The organism is Pedobacter sp., from assembly GCF_035566355.1.
In the GTDB taxonomy this organism is placed as follows: domain Bacteria; phylum Bacteroidota; class Bacteroidia; order Sphingobacteriales; family Sphingobacteriaceae; genus Pedobacter.
Window position 1 is genome coordinate 1 of record NZ_DATMRL010000542.1, and the last position, 20,046, is coordinate 20,046.

The window sequence follows — 20,046 nt, forward strand, 5'->3', positions numbered from 1 at the left end:
CCACCAGTAACACAAAGATCTGAAAACGGAACAGATTTGGTTTCTTCGCCAATCTTTACATTTACATTATGATCTACTTTTACAACAGATTTCAAAATGATATCTTTTACCTGTAAAGCAGATAATTTTGGATAATAAGAACGGATCAAAGCTGCCAGTCCTGCCACAACCGGAGAAGCCATACTTGTTCCATCCAGATTCTCATATTTAGAACCCGGAACAGTAGAATAAATGCGCTCTCCCGGAGCAAATACATCTACAGTTGTTTTTCCGTAGTTAGAGAAACTTGCTTTTAAAGTGGAATCGTTTACCCAACCCGAAGCACCTACTGTAATATAAGCACCGGCTTCGCCACCGCCTTCATATCTGCGGTCTGGAAAACTCTTTTCAACGTCCAGGTTTTTGTTATCGTTACCAGCCGCCTGAATGAGCAGTACATCTTTAGACATCGCATATTTTACGGCTTCATCAACTGCTTTCTTGTCCCATGAATAGGGCTTTCCAAAGCTCATATTTAACACTTTAGCTCCATTATCTACCGCATATCGAATGGCATTGGCCACGTCCTTATCTCTTTCGTCACCGTCCGGAACTGCTCTTACCCCCATAATCAGTACATTGTCAGCGACCCCTTTGATACCAATGTTATTGGTTCTGTCGGCAGCAATGATACCAGCAACATGGCTTCCGTGTTTAGCGTCCGGACCTGTAATATCGTTATTACCATAGAAGCGTTCTTTGCTGTCAGCATAGTTGTCTCCAACCAATTCAGGTCTTGGATCATAAGACAGGTTCAGATTGTAGTCTACCTGTCCCTTATAATATTTTAAGCCTTCAACCAGCTGAGCATTATAAAACTCCTCATAGCTCTGCGTTTGCAACTGGTTCAGCATAATACTTTTTATGCGCCCCTCTAACTCATTTTGTGGCTGGTAACTTTGAAAATCTGCAGCTGTCGGATTGTCCTTGCCTATTTTCTTCACCACGGCATCAACGGCATTCTTAAAACCTGTAATATTTTCGAGACCTGACTTAGCTTCTTCCAGTTTCTGCTCAAATTCTGCCTTCATCTTCTGGTAAGCCTCAAAAGCAGGTAAATCTGCTGCAGCTACAGAAGTAGCATCTGCATGGCCAAATTTTGGTTCATCTCTTCTTAAAATACGGGTAAGTTCAAGCGCTTCATGATCAATAGAACCTTTAGCTGAGCCTAAAAAATTCCAACCATGGATATCATCTATATAACCATTTTTATCATCATCTTTTCCATTTCCAGGCGTCTCTTTTTTATTTACCCACATGATCCTTTTCAGGTCTTCGTGGTTGTAATCTACCCCGCCATCCAGTACACCAACCACTACCGGTTTTGATTTTTTACCTTTCAGCAATTCAGTATAGGCTTTCTCTGTACTGATACCAAAAGTCGAATCTGTTTTGAGATCCAGGTTCTGCCAGTTCGGTTTTTGAGCAAAAGAGAAAAAAGGAACTGCCGCCAGTAAAGCGATTCCAAATATTTTTTTAGATAAAAATTCAGTTTTTATAATATTCATAACATTTAAATTTGAGCAAATCTAATTAAAATATGAGAGTACATGGTTATTTCATATTTCAGCTTATCTGCTCTATAACGAAGAAGCCAGAAATAAATTCTGGCCTCTTCACAATAAATATAAATTAAACAATCAATAAGTTTCCTTGACTTCTACTCTTCTCCTGCAAGCAAATGATAAAAGTTCCGTATCGGCGAAAATAGAGGGTGCAGAGACACCACATTGCCAAATACAAGTAAAGCAGGTGAAGCAATTCCTTTTTCTTCAATCAGTTCTTCTATCGTATCTACAATCCCGACAACTACATTCTCATGTACCGTCGACCCATTTTCTATAACAGCTACAGGCAATCGGTTTTTACCCTCAGACTGAAATATCGCTGCAATTTCCCGGATTCTTTCCACGCCCATCAGCACCACAACAGTCGCCGTTGATTTGGCAGCACCTACCAAATCCGGAGAAATCTCACCCGAAGCATTTGTTCCTGTCAGTACCCAAAAGCTCTCGCTTAAATTACTATAGATCATCGGGATTTTATGTAAACCAGGAACACCCGTTGCACTGGAAATACCAGGAACGATTTCGGTCTGAATATTATACGATTCTGCAAAATCTACTTCTTCAAATCCCCTTGCAAAAACAAACGGATCGCCGCTTTTGAGTCTAACCACATGGCCATAATTCAAAGCATAATCAATCATGAGCCGGTTAACTGCATCCTGAGAAAAGGATTCATCACCCGAGTTCTTTCCAACAAATATTTTAATGGCATTTTCAGGTGCATGATTTAACAAGGCTTCATTAACCAGGGCATCATAAAGGACAACATCTGCATCATTAAGTGCTTTGACGCCTTTCAAACTGATCAGGTCCGGATCACCTGGACCTGCACCTACTAAGGTTATTTTAGGCTCTTTAAGGCCATTTTTAACTTTACTTAAAATCATACTCCTACAATAAATGACTAAATAATATCTGTATTGGAATACAAATATATATAAAGTCTATGTAAGTAGTAGTTATTTATTGAAATATTTTAAAATTGCAGAGGATCAGACGTTTCCCGGGCGATAACATCTGCTATAGACGTATGTGTCAGGATCTTCAATGTTGCATCCCTCACATCAATAAAAGTTTTCCTGATACCACAGGTTACCTCATCATGGCATTCATCACACTTTCTGTAGAACTTTAAACTGGCACAGGGCACCATAGCAATGGGTCCATCAGTAATCCTCAAAATATCCACCAGGTAGATATCTTTCGCATCCTTATTCAGGCTATATCCTCCACCGGCACCTTTTTTACTGTACAGATAACCTGCATTTCTTAGATCAAGCAGAATCTGCTCCAGAAACTTTCTTGGGATCATTTCCTGCTCAGCCAGCCTAACGATCTGCATAGGAGGATTTTCTATATTCTTTCCCAAGGCCACTAAAGCCTTTATTGCATACTTAGTTTTCTTTGATAACATAGTCTAACAAAGCTAACAAAGATTTAGCGATAATAACAACGCAATTATTTCAACGCCGCATTTATTTCCTCCTCCGGAACAGTCCGGTCCAGTTCTTCTTCGTTTCTGGCCATCGCAAGTACAGCACTAAATTTCTTTTCATAATGCGTAGAAGCATCTTTATACTGTTGTACTTTATCTGTCAGCAATTCATCCTCAGGTCTCAGCAGGATATCTATTTTTGATTGCAGGTAGTCTTTATAATTGGCCGAAGACTTATCTGCCAGCGTTTGAAGAAGTTCTTTATAGGTCATGGTCTGAAAAATTAGATTATTCAACACCATAAACGATTCAACACAATAATTGTTTACATTTATTGGTATACGCCTGATTATTTTATTGTTATTGCTTTTAAAAGAGACCATGCAAAACCGCAGTAAATTGTTTATCATTCTTTTTTTCCTTGTTATTTGCGGAAGGGCTAATGCATTTTCCGATCAGCTCAATGAGCCCAGGCAGTTTTATTTTCAGCAAATGGACAACAGGAACGGACTGTCAAATAGTGCCGTCAATGTTGTTTTCCAGGATCTTGATCAATTGCTTTGGGCCGGTACATGGGATGGACTCAACATGTATGACGGAAACAGCTTCAGAGTATTTAATTACAATAACGAAAGTCCCTATGGCAGCATTGGAAATAATGTAATCCAGGATATTAAAGAAGACAAAAACAGGAACATCTGGGTCAGTACCATTGGGGGAATTACGCGTTTTAACAAAACAAGTGGTAAGTTCTTTAAATATTTTTATAACCAAGGCAAGGACAGCCGTGTTGCTGAAAAGGAATTTATCTTAACGATCGACCTCAAGGGCCATGTATTTTGCTATAGCAAAGCAAACGGGCTGAGTATTTTTGATGCCGTTACCCTGCAATTCAGATCGGTTAAGCTTCCTATGGCAAGCAGGATAATTAAAATGGAAACAGGATCGGATGGAAAACTCTGGCTTTTGGACAATAATAGTATCCTTTATGTCTGTACAATTACCGGAAATAGCATACACAGGGTACAACAACTGGAAGGATTTTCTGGTCTGACCAATATGTTCACCAGCAACGACCAAATTATTCTGACCAGCCCGCAATACATATACCTTCTGGACAAACAGCATCATCTGGTGAAAAAGAGGAGTAACCAGCAAAAAATGAAAGCACTGATCTACTATCGTCATCATTATATTGTAGCCTGGGAAACTCAGGGAATTTCCGTTTTTGATCAGAATTTCAGTCCATCCCTGTTCATGAACAAAGAAGCAGGGCAACTGTCTGGAACCAGGGTGATGTCTTTAAACACCACCAGGAATGAGATCCTATGGCTGGGAACAGATGGCAATGGCCTGATTAAAATCTTTCCCCGTTCCAATTATTTCAGTCTGGTCAGCAAGATGGCTGTTACCGATCTGGACAAGCCTGTAAGAAGCTTTTCTGAAGAGAACGGCAATCTGTGGGTCGGTACCAAAGGCAATGGGATTATAAAGATCCCAAAATTTTGGCAAACCCCTGAAAAGCAAAGAGCTGTTGAACTGCTCAACACCAGTAATGGCCTGGATAACGATGCCGTTTTCTCTATTCACAAAAACAGGTCTTCTACTTATATGTATATAGGCACCGACGGAAGAGGAATCAACATTTACGACCTGAAGGCCAGGAGAATGATCAAATGGCAGGAAATTGAGGGGGTAAAAAACATTCCTTCTTTCAGTTCAGTGTATGCTATTCTGGAAGACCAGGACAGTTCATTATGGCTGGGTACCAGCGGCAGCGGATTAATTCATTTGCGATTGAAACCACAAGCCTCTGGGAAATTAAAACTGGACAGCTTTAAACAATACCTATCCAGTGGAACTACAGGTCCAGCCAATGACATCATTTACGCCCTTGCCGATGGAGATAACCAGAAGCTGTGGATTGCCTGCCGTTATGGCGGGCTGACCGTTCTGGATAAGAGAACCGGCAAATTTAAGACCTATAAAGCGTTTTCTTATAAAAACAGTTTGTCCAATAATGATGTACTTTCCCTGTACATGGATAAGAAAAAAAGATTATGGATTGGTACCAGCTACGGACTGAACTGCCTTACTTATTCAGAATCTAAAAAACAAAGCCCTGCATTCCTCAAATTCACTATGGACCAGGGCCTACCCAACAACACCATCCATGCTATTGAGGAGTCCAATACCGGCGACATTTGGATCAGTACAAATAAAGGATTGGCCAGATTAAACCAGCCAGGAAATGCTATTGCCAGTTTTATGGAAAGCGACGGACTTCAAAGCAATGAATTCAGTGATGGAGCTGTATGGAAATCGGCCAATGGACACCTCTTCTTTGGAGGAATCTATGGATTCAATTACTTTCAACCCCTGGAGGTCACCGGGACCAGCCAGCAGCCCAATGTCATGGTCAAAGACCTTCAAATGGGCAGTACGCCAATCAATGAGAATATGATCCAGGTGCTGAGCACCGCACAGGGTGAGACGACGGAGTATACATTAGACCGCAAAAATAACTTCTTCCGCATGTCTCTAAAATCCATGAGTTACCTGAATCCGGCCAAGAATGAATTTTCTTATAAACTGGAAGGCCTGGATAAAAACTGGAATTATTCAGGGGCTATGGGCAATATCAGTTACAACAATATCCCACCCGGAACCTATACCATGATGCTAAAATGGTCTAACGGGGAAGGTGGCTGGACGGGTGACATCAGGATCTTTAAACTTAAAGTGAACCAATATTTTTGGATCACTTATCCGGCTCTCCTTTTATATTTTCTTGTTCTTGCCATTTCTGCCTATATTTTTTACGTCTACCGTAAAAACAAGCTACGGATGAAATATCAGCTGGAAATGGAGCATTTGCTCCGGCAAAAAGATGAAACTGTACACCAGCAACGCCTCAATTTTTTCACCAATATTGCCCACGAAATACAAACACCGCTCACGTTGATTATGGGTTCCATAGAACATTATCTTCATTCTAAAAACAAAGAAAACAACAGAAAGGACACTGGAAATAACTATTTCCTTTCTATGATACATCAGCATACCGTTCGGCTCAGCTATCTTGTGCAGCAACTCATGGAATTCAGAAAAGCAGAAGCGGGTTACCTAACCAGGAATGATGATTATGTAGATCTGAGCAAAATGTTTTCCAGCCTCGCACAGCTTTTCCTGACAGAGAGTGCCAAAGACGGCCGGAAATACTTCATAGAAATTCAGGAAGGCATAACCGGATTCGTGGACAAAGACAAACTTGAAAAAATACTTTTCAATTTACTATCCAATGCTTTCAAACATTCTGGTCAGGAGGACACCGTACATTTTACTGCCAGTTACCAGGAAGAAAACCACAAGCTTTGCATTATAGTTTCCAATTCGGGTTGCCATCTGCAGCCAAAAGATCTGGAAAGATTATTTGATCAGTTTTTTGTAGGCAATCAGCAGCCCCAGCATAAATTCAGCACAGGAATTGGTTTAGCATTTACCAAAGAACTCGTGCAGCTGCTTCGCGCAGAAATTAAGGCAGAACTGCAGGATGGCTGGATCCATTTCAGCCTGAATCTCCAATTGGATTCTCTGCCTTTTAATGGAAAAGAAGAAGAGGTGATCAGTTCGGCCCCTTCTATGGTGTTCAGCTCTTTGATCAAACAGCATCAGCAACCCTCAGCAGAAGAAGAAAATAAAACCAGCCTGATTGATGAGCTGCATCAGAAAACAGGCCCCAGCATCCTGGTTGTTGAAGATGAACCTGAGCTTCGTTATCTGCTTCGTAATATATTGAAGGATCAATATCTGGTTTATGAAGCTGGCAGCGGAACGGAGGCGCTGAATACTTTGCGAAAAATCACTCCAGATTTAATCATCAGCGATGTGATGATGCCAGACATGGATGGAATACAATTATGCCAGGAAGTCAAAAACACGCCTGTTACCGCACAGATCCCTTTTATTATCCTTTCCGCCAGAGCCACGATAGAACATCAGACAGAGGGATTTGAAGTCGGTGCAGATGCCTATATCCCCAAGCCATTTCACATCAGCCACCTCCTGGTAAGAATAAAAAAACTCCTGGACAACCGTTCAAAAATGCAGCAGTTGTTGAAAGACCAACACATCAGCAGCCAATTTACAGATGCTGACCTTGCAGAAACCGATAAAAAATTCCTCGAAAGATTGTTAAAAGTTATAGAAGAACAACTGGATGAGCCAGAGCTGAATGCCGCTTCAATTGAAGATGCGCTTTCCATTAGTAAAATGCAGTTGTACCGCCGTCTTAAATCCTTAACGGGAATGACACCAGCAGAGTTTATCAGAAGAATACGATTAAAACATGCAGCTGATATGTTGCTGGCTTCTCAATATACCGTTTCTGAGATCTTTTACAGAACAGGATTTAACAACAAGTCTTATTTTTTCAGGGAGTTCAAAAAGACGTATCACTGTGCCCCCAATGAATTCAGACAGCGGCAATACGAAACAAACATACCACCTGTGCAATCATAGTGAACTAGTTTGCAACTATAGTACACCACTTCAAGATACTTCCGCTCTACATTTGTTTCAACCAAATATGTAGCTGATGAACCTAATCTCATTTCGCCGGAAATTTCCGCAGCTGTTTCTTTTCCACTTTATTGCTTTGGCTTTGCTCTACCAGGCCACATCAGCCCAGCTCCGTCTAAGTGTCGTTGGCGATACCTTAAAAGGCTACAAAGCAGTTATCATGAACGGAAGCGAGCCCCTGTTAAACAATACAGAAGAGTTCTCTTTAAGGCTGACCAATACGGACCATAGTGCAGAATCACTCCTCTCTTCCTGGACAGGAAAGACCTGGACCGGCAATGACAGTACACTTGTCCTGACCAGAGAAAGCTATATCCCCGAACTTGACCTGAACCTCAGCGTAAAAGTGACCTACCAGGTACTCCATAAAAATATCGTCAAAAAAACAATCCGCCTCTTTCAGCCTGGGATGCCTTCTCTTATGTATACTTTAAGAGAACGTTTCATTCCGGCACAAAAACCCCTGAATTATGTCAGTTTTGAACATGAACATTTTCCGGGGGGCTTTGTACATGAAATGTTTCCTTCCGTTGGATTCATTAGCTCTCAGCATATGCTCCTCTCCTTTTTAACCGATGCCGGCTACAAAAACCAATACACCAGGACCACCCGTCGCCGGTTTAATGGAAGAGGCGGCGGCATGGTAGGCTTGCGTAAGTTACCTGATCCCGAATTAATGGCTGTAGCAAGTCAAAAAGAGCAGGCTTCAGGAAAAGACTATATACAAATGACCTTTGGCGAGATGTATAACCTGGATGCTGGAACCACAAGGGTTCTTATCCTTAAGAAACCCTTTCGCCCTATCGGAATTCCACATATACAACAACAGGCACACAACTTCGGTATGGATTTCAAATCTGGAAAGCCAGGTGAAAAAGGCATGGAAACGATTGTTCCCTTTCGGGACCAGCAGGTGTATACCATTTCCTTTCAATGCAAAGGGGAAGTTCCTCTTGCGCTTAAATTATTCCGGATTAAAAATGGGAAAAAGACCATTGAACTCGAAGAGGGCTTGAAATACATTGACAACTTCAGTGTTAAAAAAGACAAATGGACACTGTTTAAAGGCAGTATTTTGGTTCCATATATAGAAAAAGACAGTGTTTCTCTGTTTATCGGAATCCAATCCGGTAGGGCAGGAACCTTACAAGTCAAAGACTTCAAAATAGAAGAACATAACCCCCTCCGGGAAGCTTATAATGTATTGCCAATGGGAGAAAGTATAGAAAAAACCAGCTACCTTTTTTTTGAACCCTGGAAAAACCACAAAGAATTCATGATCTCCTCGCAGAGCAAACTTGCGGAAGGGCTTGGTTTCCGCGGGACGACTCTGGAAAAAATGCTCTATGGAAATATGAATGCGCTAACCTGGATTACAGCAGTTAACGATTTTAACCCCTTCAATGTACCCAACATGAATTATTCTCCGGACATGTACAACCGGGATTCCTTTTTCTCTACTGTGGCGACCTACAATAAAGACTTAAATCTTGGTATTTGGGAACAATGGTCAAAAACACAAACACCTAAAGGCGGTATTGGCACCATTATTACGCCTTCCATGGGTTCTACTGAAGCCAAAGACAATGAAGCAACTATTGAATGGCTCATTTGGGCCATGCTCAACAAAAGGAGGTTCGGTGTCAAATTACCCGAAGAAAAGATTAAAAAAGCTGTTGACTATGTTCTGAACGAATTCGATGCTGGGAAAGACGGTAAATGCCGGTCCCATTTCCCCATGAGCCAGGTCGACATCATAGATTATGAACCTAAAACAGATCGACTGGCTGTAAACCAGGGCATGCTGGCCATTGCTTTAAGAACCATCAAAGAGCTCGGCTATCCTGTAGAAGAAAGCTATATCGAAAAGACCGAGCAGGAATACAGAAATTTCTATGATCCAAAAAGAAAACACCTGCTTTTTGACAGGAACTATCCTGATATCATCTCGCTGACAGACCTGGAACCGGAATTCTTCTCCCTGTGGCTGTTCAACAGACCGATACTCCAGGACGAAATGGTGACCAGCCACCTTGATCAGTTCCCCCTGCTCAATAAAATACCAGACGCACCTCATCCTGAATATGGAACTACTGCCCCTATTTGTATCCGGTTAACTCAAAAGCCTCCTGGTTATGCCTATCTCAGTGCAGACTACCAGCCTTTTGAAGCATTCGGCGCATCCAACTATGCGGACGGAAAGAATGATGGGTTTTATTACAATGGCGGAAGCTGGTTACGGGCAGAATACTGTGCCTATGTAACCGGGTTGAAACATGGTTGGAAAAAAGCCCCGGCACTTATGGAAAACCGGGCGTGGGCCGAAATCAACCTCCATCCAAAATGGCCATTCAGTAAAGAATTCATTCCAACCAAATGGACCACGACAGAGAGCTGGTGGCCTTCCACAAAAGGCCTTTGCTGGAACATCTTTATCCTGATGGCAAATGAAGTCGCAGGGCTCAGAAGGCCCGAAATGGACCCTGATTATCAGAAAACACAAAAGTTAAATAAAAACTAATGATTTAAACCTTTACAAAAAAACCAAATGAAATTAAAGATCAATTCACTATGGCTCCTGCTGCTCTGCCTGTTCGGAGCAAGCCAAAGTCTTTATGCCCAGACCAAAATATCCGGGACTGTAAAAGACATCACCGGCGCCGGATTGCCCGGCGTAAGTGTGATTCAGGAAAACACGCAGAATGGTACAATGACAGACACGCAGGGACGATTCACCATTGTCCTCAAGGAAGGATCAAACCCGTCTCTTACCTTCAATTACGTGGGTTATGTGAAGCAAACCCTGGCTGTTAACGGCAATTCCATGATGAACATCACGCTAAAAGAAAATCAGGAATCCCTGAATGAAGTTGTGGTCCTGGGTTATACCTCGCAGAAAAAATCTAACCTCACGGGTGCAGTAAGTTCAGTGAACATGCCAGACCTCGAGCAAAGAAGAGTTGCAGATGTGGCACAAGTCCTGCAGGGACAGGTGGCTGGCGTACAGATCACTCAAAGTACAGGTGCACCAGGAGAACCCATCAACATCCGTATCCGTGGAGAGGGTACATTTGGAGACAACAGTCCTTTATTTATTGTTGATGGAACGCCAACCCGGGATATTTCTTTTCTCAACCCATCAGACATGCAGTCCGTTACCGTGCTTAAAGATGCATCTGCCGCAGCTATATACGGTTCAAGGGCATCTGCAGGTGTCATTGTGATCACGACAAAAATGGGTAGTGCAGGAAAAACAAGTTTGGACATCAACTATTTCAGAGGGATTCAGCGGGTCAGCCATCTCCCTAAGATGCTCAATACAACGCAGTATATGAACAAGATGGAAGAATCCTGGAACAACTCAGGGTACACTGGAACAAATCCATATACTGCAGACAAAAGCCGGACTGACCTTGCCAATACAGACTGGCTGAAGGAGCTGTTTGAAACCGGGCAATCCCAGAACTTGCAACTCAGTGCCAGCGGAGGAAGTGATAAAGTCAGGTATTTATTATCGGGTGCTTACTATGGACAAGATGGTATTGTAGTATATAAAAATGATCAATATCAGCGTTTAACGTTCAGAAGTAACATTACCGCCAGTTTAACTGACCGGCTGACAGTTGGAAGCAACTTACAGCTTTCCTATGCTAAACAAGACAAACTCTCTTCCAAGGGAGATGAGCCCGGAATCATTCGCCATGCTTTCATCAGGCCCCCTGTGATTCCGGTTTACAAAAGTCCGGATGATCCAACCTGGTCTGCAGCAGACCCTTTTACAGATCTTCCCTTCTACAAAAACAGTGATCTGGCCAGTGGTGGCTATCAAAGCAGGTACGAATACAGCAGTAACCCCATTGCATTGGCTTATTTCACCAACGACAAAAGGTATATTTTTAAGACCTTTGGAAACATTTACGGAGAATATGCTTTTCTGGGAAATAAAGAACTAAAATTCAGAACCAATGTGGGCGTAGATTTAAACTTCACCCACAACAAAGCCTTCAACCAAAACTTTGGAGATGATGACGGTGGTGGGGATACCCCAGACAAAGGTCTTGGAAGAAAGAACCGGCCAAATTCATTAAATGAAGACCGCGGACAGGAAAGCACCATCACCTGGAACAATACCCTAAATTACAGCAAAACCATTGACAAGCATGCCTTCAGCGCCATGGTTGGGAGTGAATACATTACCAATCATTCCTCTTCCATCGGTGGTACAAGGAATCGTTTCGAGTACACACAGCCAGAATTTCAATATCTTGATTATGGAAACTCCCTCACCAACCTCTGGAATTCAGGATCAGGTGCAGAATGGACTTTATTCTCTCTGTTTGGTTCTGCTACGTATACCTTTGATTCTAAATACCTGATTACGGGGAATTTCAGAGCAGACGCTTCGTCCAGGTTTGGTCCTAACAACCAATGGGGTTATTTCCCTTCCGTATCTGCCGGCTGGAGAATCTCCGAAGAAGCTTTCATGAAAGACGTCCGCTGGATATCTGATTTAAAACTCCGGTTAAGCACAGGAAAACTAGGCAACCAGGAAATTGGAAATTATACCTTCCTCACCTTGCTGCAAAAAGTTGGGGAAGAGTATAAACCGCTGCGATTCGGTAATCCCGATTTGAAATGGGAAAGTACCTCACAACAGAACATCGGTCTGGACCTGGGTTTACTCAAAAACAAGATCTACCTGTCTGTAGATTATTTTAAGAAAAAAACCAGTGGTATCCTGCTCCCATTGTCCTTGCCGGCATTTGTTGGTGATCTTCAACCCACCATTGTCAATGCTGGCGAAGTAAGCAATAAAGGTATCGAGATTGCTTTAAGCTACCGGAACAATGACAAAGCTTTTAAATACAGTATTGATGGAAACATTGGAACGCTGACCAATCGTGTAGAAAAACTGCATCCAAACCTTCCTTATATCATCGGGCAAGTTACCAAAACTGAAGTTGGCCATCCGCTTAATGCCTTATATGGTTATGTTATGGATGGGATCTACCAAAACCAGGCGGAAATCACCAATTATCTGCATGGCACCCCTAATCCTACCGAAAAACCAGGTGATATTAAATTCAAAGACCTCAATGGAGACGGCGTGATCAATGATCAGGATAGAGATTATATCGGCAATCCTAATCCAAGATTCTCTTATGGATTAAACTTATCTGCAAGTTATAAAGGTTTCGATTTTACGGCTTTATTCCAAGGGGTACAGGGCGTTGAAAAATACAATGATCTCAAAAAGATTATCGATTACGATTCCAGACCCTTCAATCACTCTGTAAGAACCCTGGATGCCTGGCATGGCGAAGGTACCAGCAATACCATTCCACGCTCTACATTTAATGACAATGGCAGTAGCAAAACCTCCAGCATCTTTGTGGAGAATGCATCTTATATGCGTTTAAAGAACGTAGAGATTGGTTACTCCCTTAAATCCTTGCTTTCCCGCACAAAGCTTGGTGTGCAGAATGTACGCTTGTATGTTTCTGGTCAAAATCTGTTTACCATTACCAAATATACCGGCCTGGATCCGGAATCCACAGACATCATAGACATGGGAACCTACCCTCAATCCAGGGCATTCCTGTTTGGTATAAATGTTAAATTTTAATGCTTACACGCTAAACTAAAAGAAATGAAATCAACATATAAATTTATGGCATTGCTGGTCATTATTCTTGGTGCAGGATGTAAAAAAGAACTCAATAAAGCCCCTATAGGCTTAATTACCCCAGATCAGATCAGCACAGATCCAAAACTCGGAACGGTGAGCTCCTCAGTAACCTCCTCCTATAAACTCCTCGCCAGCACATTGAACATTATCGGCCAATGGGGATGGGATGACGGCACTGTACTGAGGAATGACTTTATACTACAGGATATTGCTTCGGGTGATATGCAGAAGAAATGGAACCCTGATGGTGACCAGGCCTGGATGGATGAATTTTCAAAATTCAACTTTACGGCCAGTAACGGCGGCTTTAATGGCCAGTGGAGCTATGACTTCGAAGGGATCTCCAGGTGTAACAAAGCCATCAGCTATCTGACCGACGATGCGGTCGTTTCGAAAATAGGAATAGCCCCCACATTAAAGAACAGAATGCTTGGAGAAGTTTATTTTCTCAGGGCTTTCTATTATTTTGATCTGGTGAATAATTTTGGTGACACGCCTCTTTTACTCAAACCTTTAAAAGATTTCAATGATGCTTATGAAGCTGCAAAAAGAGTTCCGAAGGCACAGATCTGGGCACAAATCAGTGCAGACCTTGCTGCAGCAAAACCGCTCCTGCCCAACAGTAAATATTCAGATGACACAGACAAATGGCGGGTATCCAAAGGTGCCGTACTGGCATTGCAAGCTAAGGTAGCACTCTATAACCAGAAATGGCAAGAAGTATTAACCAATATTGCAGAACTTGAGGCATCAAATTTCTACAGCTTAAACAGCAACTATTTTGACAGCTTCAACCTGGCCAAAAAATTCAGCGACAGTGAAGTCATATTTGCGTATAACCACCAGTCCGCACAAACACCCGCCATGGGGAACGGTCTTTGTGCACTTGCCGGATGGGGATTTATCGCTCCAACCAGCAATTTCATCAGTGCCTTTGAACCTAACGATCCAAGACTTGGATATACCGTTGATGTGAGCAAACAAAATGTTTACAAGATTTTCGGGGAGCTCACCGACCACAATAAAGGTAATGAAGACGCAGCCAGTAATAAAATATACATCCGATGGGCAGATGTACTGCTTTGGAAGTCGGAAGCACTTCTGGAAACCGGTAATTACTCCGGAGCCATTGGCCTCATCAACAGCATCCGGACCAGGGCAAGGAATAGTGTAACAGCAAGTGGTACTGCTACTCCTGCAGGTACCTTGCCAGACCGGGATGTTACGGTAACGAATAAAACCCAGATCAAAAGCTGGCTTGTACAGGAACGACGTGTAGAACTGGGCTTTGAATCCCAAAGATTTAACGATCTTAAAAGGTGGGGCCTGGCCAAAGATTTCCTGAAATCCATCGGGGTCAATTTCCAGGACCGCAACTATGTATACCCCATTCCGCAGGGCGAGGTAGACAAATCGGGAGGAACAATTACCCAAAATCCAGGTTATTAACTTAAAATGATTTTTTCAGCTTATCAACCCATTCTATGAAAGACCTTGCAAAAAGATGTACACAAAACCCACTCCTACGTCCAACAGACCTTAAACCCAGTTTAGCAGGTTTAGAAATTACCTGCCTCCTTAATCCAGGTGTATTCATTTTTGAAGGAAGAACCTGGCTGCTGGTGCGGGTAGCCGAACGGCCAGCCCAGCAGGAAACCCATATCTCCTTTCCGGTGCTCAGCAGCGCCGGAATCCAGATCATGGAAATTGAAGTCAATCATCCAGAATTGATTGCTATCGATCCCCGTGTCATTAATTATAAAGGACTGGATTATCTGACTACCCTTTCCCATTTAAGACTCCTGCGCAGCGACGACGGCATCCATTTTTATGAACCAGAGGGTTACCCTCTTTTACAGGGAGAAAACAACCAGGAGAGCTTCGGCATAGAAGACTGCCGGGTAGCCCTGATCGATGGCCTTTACTACCTGACTTATACTGCGGTATCGGAAAATGGTGTTGCCGTGGGTATGCGGACCACAAAAGACTGGAAAAATTTCCAGTCTGAAGGTGTCATCATCCCGCCACACAATAAAGACTGCGCTATTTTCGAAGAAAAAGTGAACGGAAAATTCTATGCCCTTCATCGGCCAAGCAGTGTAGACCTGGGTGGAAACTTCATCTGGATTGCCGAATCACCAGATGGCCTGCACTGGGGGAAACACCAATGCATCATCAAAACCAGGAAAGACAAATGGGACAGTAAAAGAGTAGGTGCAGGCGCTGCGCCTATCAAAACCTCCAAAGGATGGCTGGAGATCTATCACGGTGCCAACGCAGAACACCGTTATTGTCTCGGCGCTTTTCTAATGGACCTGAACAACCCTTCAAAAGTTCTGGCCAGAACAGACGACCCCATTATGGTGCCTGCTGAAGATTATGAACTCAGCGGCTTTTTTGGAAAAGTTGTATTCACCAACGGCCATGTGGTTAAAGGCGATGAGCTGACAATTTATTATGGCGCCGCAGATGAATTTGTCTGCGCCGCACAATTTTCCATCGAGGAAATCTTATCCTCCCTAATCTACGCTGATGTTACTTAAACTCAAAAAAGAACTGCTGCATTTTAAAAGCCAGTCGCATAATTTCAAAACACTCACGCTCACCAATCTGATTTACAGTATTGTGCTGCCCGTGATTGACATCTTTGTGGCCGCCTATGTGATGCGAAGCTCTAATGACCCCACCAAAGTGGTGGTCTACCAACTCACCATCTATACGGGTATTCCCCTTACTTTTCTGATCAACGGCTGGTTGTTGAACCGTTTCCCCATCAAAGTCCTCTACTCGTTCGGAATGGTACTCAGCGGTATTTCCATGATGATCATGATGTCTTTGAAAACACTTGATATTACCGGAATAGGCATTGCAGGAATCGTTATGGGCATGTCTTTTGGCTTCTATTGGGCCAACCGCGACTTTCTTGCCCTGGCTACAACTGATGACAGCAACCGGAATTATTATTACGGTCTGGAAACGTTCTTTTACACCATCATTGCCGTCATCATACCCGTTCTCATCGGCTGGTTCATAGAGCTTTCCGGCAATGCAGGAGATGCAAAACTGGCTTATAAGATCGTCACAGGGCTGGTCTTCCTCATCACCATAGGAGCTTCAGCCATGTGTTTTACGGGGAAATTTCAGAACCCGGTGCATAAAAAATTCATCTATTTCAAATTCGATTCCTACTGGTACAGACTGCTCTTCCTGGCCGTACTAAAAGGGCTCGTTCAGGGCTTCCTGGTAACCGCTCCCGCTATGCTCATCATGTTGCTGCTGGGAAAAGAGGGGGCTTTAGGAACTGCACAGTCACTGGGTGCTGTATTTGCCGCAGTCCTGATGTACATCATCGGGCGTAACACCGGGCCGCAGCATCGGGTCTATGTTTTTGGTGCAGGCCTTGTGCTCTTTACCATCGCCGCACTGATCAATGGTATTTTATTTAATGAAACGGGCGTCATCCTGTTTATGCTGTTCCTGTTGTTAGCCAAACCTCTGCTGGATCTAGCTTACTTCCCCATTCAGTTCAGTGTGATCGATTTGCTCAGCAAAAAGGAAAAAAGAAGCGAATTTGCTTATATTCTGAACCATGAAGCCGGATTGTATATCGGCAGGCTGACCGGTGCAGGGACATTCTTGATTTTAGCCTATTGTTTTTCCAATGAAATCGCCTTAAGGTATGCCATCATTATCGTAGCCATTATCCAGCTCAGCTCTTACTGGGTAGCCAAAGGGATTATTAAACAAGGAAAACTGATGTCCGATCCTGCAAATCTAACCGAACCCTTAATTGAAGCCACCGTTGCGCAATCCACTTTGTAAAACTCCGATTATGAAATTTAGTTTTAAGCTCCTGTTTCTCTTTTTATTATCTGCGACCACTCAGGCGCAAATCCGCCAAATCCCAATCGACCGTGTACAGCAAATGGCAGACCTTCCTCAGCCTCTGCAAATCATCGACTGGAAAAAGATGGCCCTTAATTTTGACCGGACCGTTTACGATTTCCAGGCTACAGGCAAATACTGGCCCTTGGTTTGGATGGACAGTACCGGAAAGAATTTTAATCAACCGGTAATGGGTATGTATACGGCCATTGGTGATGTGCGTCAGGGACCAGCGCATAATAAAGGTATGTTCCATGAAGCCCTGGCCAATATGGGAGCTGTACTTGGTGCATCCCTGGTCAATATCAACAAAAGCAATCAGCGGGGCCGCAACTATGTAGCCATGCTGAAGAACTACTTCAACAAAGACACCGGCTGGGACATTATGATGAACAATACCGCGCCCGAGGTAGCCCTGCTGGGCGGAGGCTATGGAAGAGACTGGTGGTATGACGTTTACCCAAATGTACTTTTCTATGCCATCTGGGAGAAATATCCACAGGAACCCGGATTCAAAGAAATGGCCCGGAGCATTGCAGAAAAGTTCTTTAAAGCAGACTCTATACTGAATGGCAATTACCACTATTCTTATTTTGACTATGGCCAGATGAAACCGATGACCAATACCATCTGTGCGCAACCCGACGCAGCAGCAGGCCATGCCTATGTATTGTATGCCGCCTATAAAAAATTTGGAGACAAAAGATATTTGCAAGGCGCAATAAGCGCTATGAATGCTCTGGAAAGTCAAAAGATCAATCCAACCTATGAATTACTGATGCCTTTTGGAGCCTACGTGGCGGCCAGTATGAATGCCGAGCAAGGTACCCATTTCAATCTGGCTAAAATGCTCGACTGGACTTTTGCGGGCACAGCCGTATGCAGGGAAGGCTGGGGTTTTCTCACCGGGAACTGGAACGGATTTGATATTTCCGGAACTGTAGGCAGTACAGTAGATCATGGCGGCTATAGTTTCCTGATGAATACCTTTGATGCCGCCTGGCCCCTTGTCCCTCTGGTCAAATATCAACCACAGTATGCCAATGCTATTGGTAAATGGATGCTCAATGCGGTAAATGCTTCCCGGCTGTTCTATCCACAGTATATGCCGGCCGAACATCAGACCATCCCTGAATCTGCAAAGGTGACCAAAGGGGTCATTGCCTACGAAGGAATGGCTAAAGCCTCTACCTTCGACACCCTGTATACCCATTTAAAAGCACCCGTTGCCCAGGGTGATGGCCCCAAATGGGTACCCGGAAAAAATCCTGAGGTTTCCCAGTTTAGTGTTTATGGAAGCGGCCATGTGGGGATTTTTGGCAGTATTGTTAAAAAAACCAATGTCGAAGGAATTTTACAGCTGGACTTAAATGCAACAGATTTTTATGGGAACAATACCTTTCCAACAGACTTACTTTACAATCCTTATCCTGTAAAGAAGAAAATCAAATATATCCCTGTGTCCAAAGGGAAAGTTGACATCTATAATCTAATCACCAAAAAGTTTATCGCCAGAAATATAAACTCCGGCATTGAATTATCAGTTTCGCCTATGCAATCTGCGGTACTGATCAGTATACCTGCGGGCAAAAAAGAGAAGGTGATCAACCATCAGCTCAATATTGAAGGACACATTATAGATTTTAGCTATAACTAAAAATAGTCATACCCCGAAAAATAGAATTTCGGGGTATGACTAAACATACAAAACTATTGTTTACCATTATCTTTTGCCCACCATAGTCTTTTTCCCCACACCTGGTCAACTACTCCTACGGCCGCAGCTTCCGTATTCGCTTTATTATATAAATATTCATTATTTGGGTAAGGCAATCGCCATGGCTGATCATTATGTTTGCCTTTAAATGCCGAATTTATAGCAGGATAGTTTGTAGAAGGTATTCCTGTTCTCCGGTATAGGCTCCATGCTTCATAATTTTCCTTAAACAATGCGGTCCACATATCCCACCAAATTCTTTCCTTCGTATTGTCAAACTTACCTTTGCCAGCGAGATAGGTTTGGGCGTCGGCATCCGAAACTCCATTGTCTTTCATTGAAATCATTACAGCTTTATTATAAGCACTTTCGGCAGTCATTCCTACATTATATCCCAGCATTGCCGCTTCGGCAAAAATATAATAGGTCTCACATGATTTGTAGAATGGTGTATATCCAGACGGATTATTGATATAATATTCCCCTATCCAGGAAACAGATCTTAACACAGCCGGGCCCGAAGGCAGACCATTTTGATAACCAACATACGTTCCTGTATTCGCTTTTTGTGCTACAGCGGCAATTCGCGGATCTTTTACCTCATTTAAGTAATCCATAAAAATATCGAACATTCCCCAGTTGTCAATTCGTTTACCATTAATTCCTGATTTGTACCAGGGCTCCATATAAGGCAAATTTCCAGGCCAGTACAAGTAACAATTCTCTGCATTTGTTTCTAAAACTGGATATTTATTCATATTTCCTGCAATTTCCTCAATCGTTGATTTCGCGAGTGCCGGGGCGACCGCTGAAATACGCATCGCCATTCGAAGCCGCAATGAGTTACAGAACTTCTGCCATTTCACCATATCTCCTTTATAAACGATATCATAATCACCCACATTATCTGTTCCCAGTCCTGCAGCCATTTCATCCGCTATCTTTTTTAGATTCGCCAACACTGCCGGAAAAATATCTTCTTGTTTGTCATATTTCGGTTTTAGAAGATTCCCCTCCCCAGGCATTCCCATAAACGCTTCCGTATAGGGTACATCTCCCCAACCATCCAAAAGATAAGACCACATATAATTTTGCCAAATGCGCGCAATGGTCCTAATATTCTTAAAACCCG

General features: G+C 43.0%; 12 protein-coding genes. 7 read left to right on the forward strand and 5 right to left on the reverse strand.

The features are described from left to right. The 4 genes from VNZ46_RS21240 to VNZ46_RS21255 all read right to left on the reverse strand — a co-directional run. On the reverse strand, positions 1 to 1,547 hold a 1,547-nt coding region (locus VNZ46_RS21240; protein ID WP_325562362.1), incomplete at its 3' end, for a S8 family serine peptidase. A 152-nt stretch (positions 1,548 to 1,699) separates the two neighbouring features. Then, positions 1,700 to 2,494, reverse strand: coding sequence for a uroporphyrinogen-III C-methyltransferase (cobA, locus tag VNZ46_RS21245; RefSeq protein ID WP_108549885.1), 795 nt, complete (start codon positions 2,492 to 2,494; stop codon positions 1,700 to 1,702). An 89-nt stretch (positions 2,495 to 2,583) separates the two neighbouring features. Beyond that, positions 2,584 to 3,021: an RrF2 family transcriptional regulator gene (locus VNZ46_RS21250; RefSeq protein ID WP_108549884.1), complete on the reverse strand. Its 438-nt coding sequence runs from the start codon at positions 3,019 to 3,021 to the stop codon at positions 2,584 to 2,586. Between the two features lie 44 nt (positions 3,022 to 3,065). Continuing rightward, positions 3,066 to 3,314, reverse strand: a complete 249-nt coding sequence (locus VNZ46_RS21255) for a hypothetical protein (protein WP_325562364.1) — start codon at positions 3,312 to 3,314, stop codon at positions 3,066 to 3,068. Positions 3,315 to 3,423: 109 nt separating this feature from the next. Between VNZ46_RS21255 and VNZ46_RS21260 the strand changes: the two genes are divergently transcribed. From VNZ46_RS21260 to VNZ46_RS21290, 7 genes are all read left to right on the forward strand, one after another. Continuing rightward, positions 3,424 to 7,563: a hybrid sensor histidine kinase/response regulator transcription factor gene (locus tag VNZ46_RS21260; protein ID WP_325562365.1), complete on the forward strand. Its 4,140-nt coding sequence runs from the start codon at positions 3,424 to 3,426 to the stop codon at positions 7,561 to 7,563. A 76-nt stretch (positions 7,564 to 7,639) separates the two neighbouring features. Further along, entirely contained in the window at positions 7,640 to 10,144 is a 2,505-nt protein-coding gene (locus VNZ46_RS21265) for a hypothetical protein (RefSeq protein ID WP_325562367.1), read from the forward strand. A 27-nt stretch (positions 10,145 to 10,171) separates the two neighbouring features. Next, on the forward strand, positions 10,172 to 13,249 hold the full coding sequence (locus VNZ46_RS21270; RefSeq protein ID WP_325562369.1) for a TonB-dependent receptor: 3,078 nt from the start codon (positions 10,172 to 10,174) through the stop codon (positions 13,247 to 13,249). A 24-nt stretch (positions 13,250 to 13,273) separates the two neighbouring features. After that, positions 13,274 to 14,761, forward strand: coding sequence for a RagB/SusD family nutrient uptake outer membrane protein (locus VNZ46_RS21275; RefSeq protein ID WP_325562370.1), 1,488 nt, complete (start codon positions 13,274 to 13,276; stop codon positions 14,759 to 14,761). A 35-nt stretch (positions 14,762 to 14,796) separates the two neighbouring features. Further along, positions 14,797 to 15,855 carry a glycoside hydrolase family 130 protein gene (locus tag VNZ46_RS21280; RefSeq protein ID WP_325562372.1) on the forward strand — a complete coding sequence of 353 codons (1,059 nt, stop codon included), beginning with the start codon at positions 14,797 to 14,799 and terminating at the stop codon, positions 15,853 to 15,855. Beyond that, positions 15,845 to 17,134, forward strand: coding sequence for an MFS transporter (locus VNZ46_RS21285; protein ID WP_316837614.1), 1,290 nt, complete (start codon positions 15,845 to 15,847; stop codon positions 17,132 to 17,134). The genes VNZ46_RS21280 and VNZ46_RS21285 overlap by 11 nt, the downstream gene beginning before the upstream one ends. A gap of 10 nt (positions 17,135 to 17,144) precedes the next feature. Then, the gene (locus VNZ46_RS21290; RefSeq protein ID WP_325562376.1) at positions 17,145 to 18,854 is read left to right on the forward strand and encodes a hypothetical protein; all 1,710 of its coding nucleotides are present in this window, start codon (positions 17,145 to 17,147) and stop codon (positions 18,852 to 18,854) included. A 53-nt stretch (positions 18,855 to 18,907) separates the two neighbouring features. Here VNZ46_RS21290 and VNZ46_RS21295 read toward each other — a convergent pair. Then, positions 18,908 to 20,046 (reverse strand): SusD/RagB family nutrient-binding outer membrane lipoprotein (locus VNZ46_RS21295; RefSeq protein ID WP_325562378.1); only part of this gene is annotated, 1,139 nt, incomplete at its 5' end.

Coding starts and splice junctions, on each gene's coding strand:
- cobA (WP_108549885.1), bottom strand. CDS start 2,494: ATGATTTTAAGTAAAGTTAAAAATGGCCTTAAAGAGCCTAAAATAACC.
- VNZ46_RS21250 (WP_108549884.1), bottom strand. CDS start 3,021: ATGTTATCAAAGAAAACTAAGTATGCAATAAAGGCTTTAGTGGCCTTG.
- VNZ46_RS21255 (WP_325562364.1), bottom strand. CDS start 3,314: ATGACCTATAAAGAACTTCTTCAAACGCTGGCAGATAAGTCTTCGGCC.
- VNZ46_RS21260 (WP_325562365.1), top strand. CDS start 3,424: ATGCAAAACCGCAGTAAATTGTTTATCATTCTTTTTTTCCTTGTTATT.
- VNZ46_RS21265 (WP_325562367.1), top strand. CDS start 7,640: ATGAACCTAATCTCATTTCGCCGGAAATTTCCGCAGCTGTTTCTTTTC.
- VNZ46_RS21270 (WP_325562369.1), top strand. CDS start 10,172: ATGAAATTAAAGATCAATTCACTATGGCTCCTGCTGCTCTGCCTGTTC.
- VNZ46_RS21275 (WP_325562370.1), top strand. CDS start 13,274: ATGAAATCAACATATAAATTTATGGCATTGCTGGTCATTATTCTTGGT.
- VNZ46_RS21280 (WP_325562372.1), top strand. CDS start 14,797: ATGAAAGACCTTGCAAAAAGATGTACACAAAACCCACTCCTACGTCCA.
- VNZ46_RS21285 (WP_316837614.1), top strand. CDS start 15,845: ATGTTACTTAAACTCAAAAAAGAACTGCTGCATTTTAAAAGCCAGTCG.
- VNZ46_RS21290 (WP_325562376.1), top strand. CDS start 17,145: ATGAAATTTAGTTTTAAGCTCCTGTTTCTCTTTTTATTATCTGCGACC.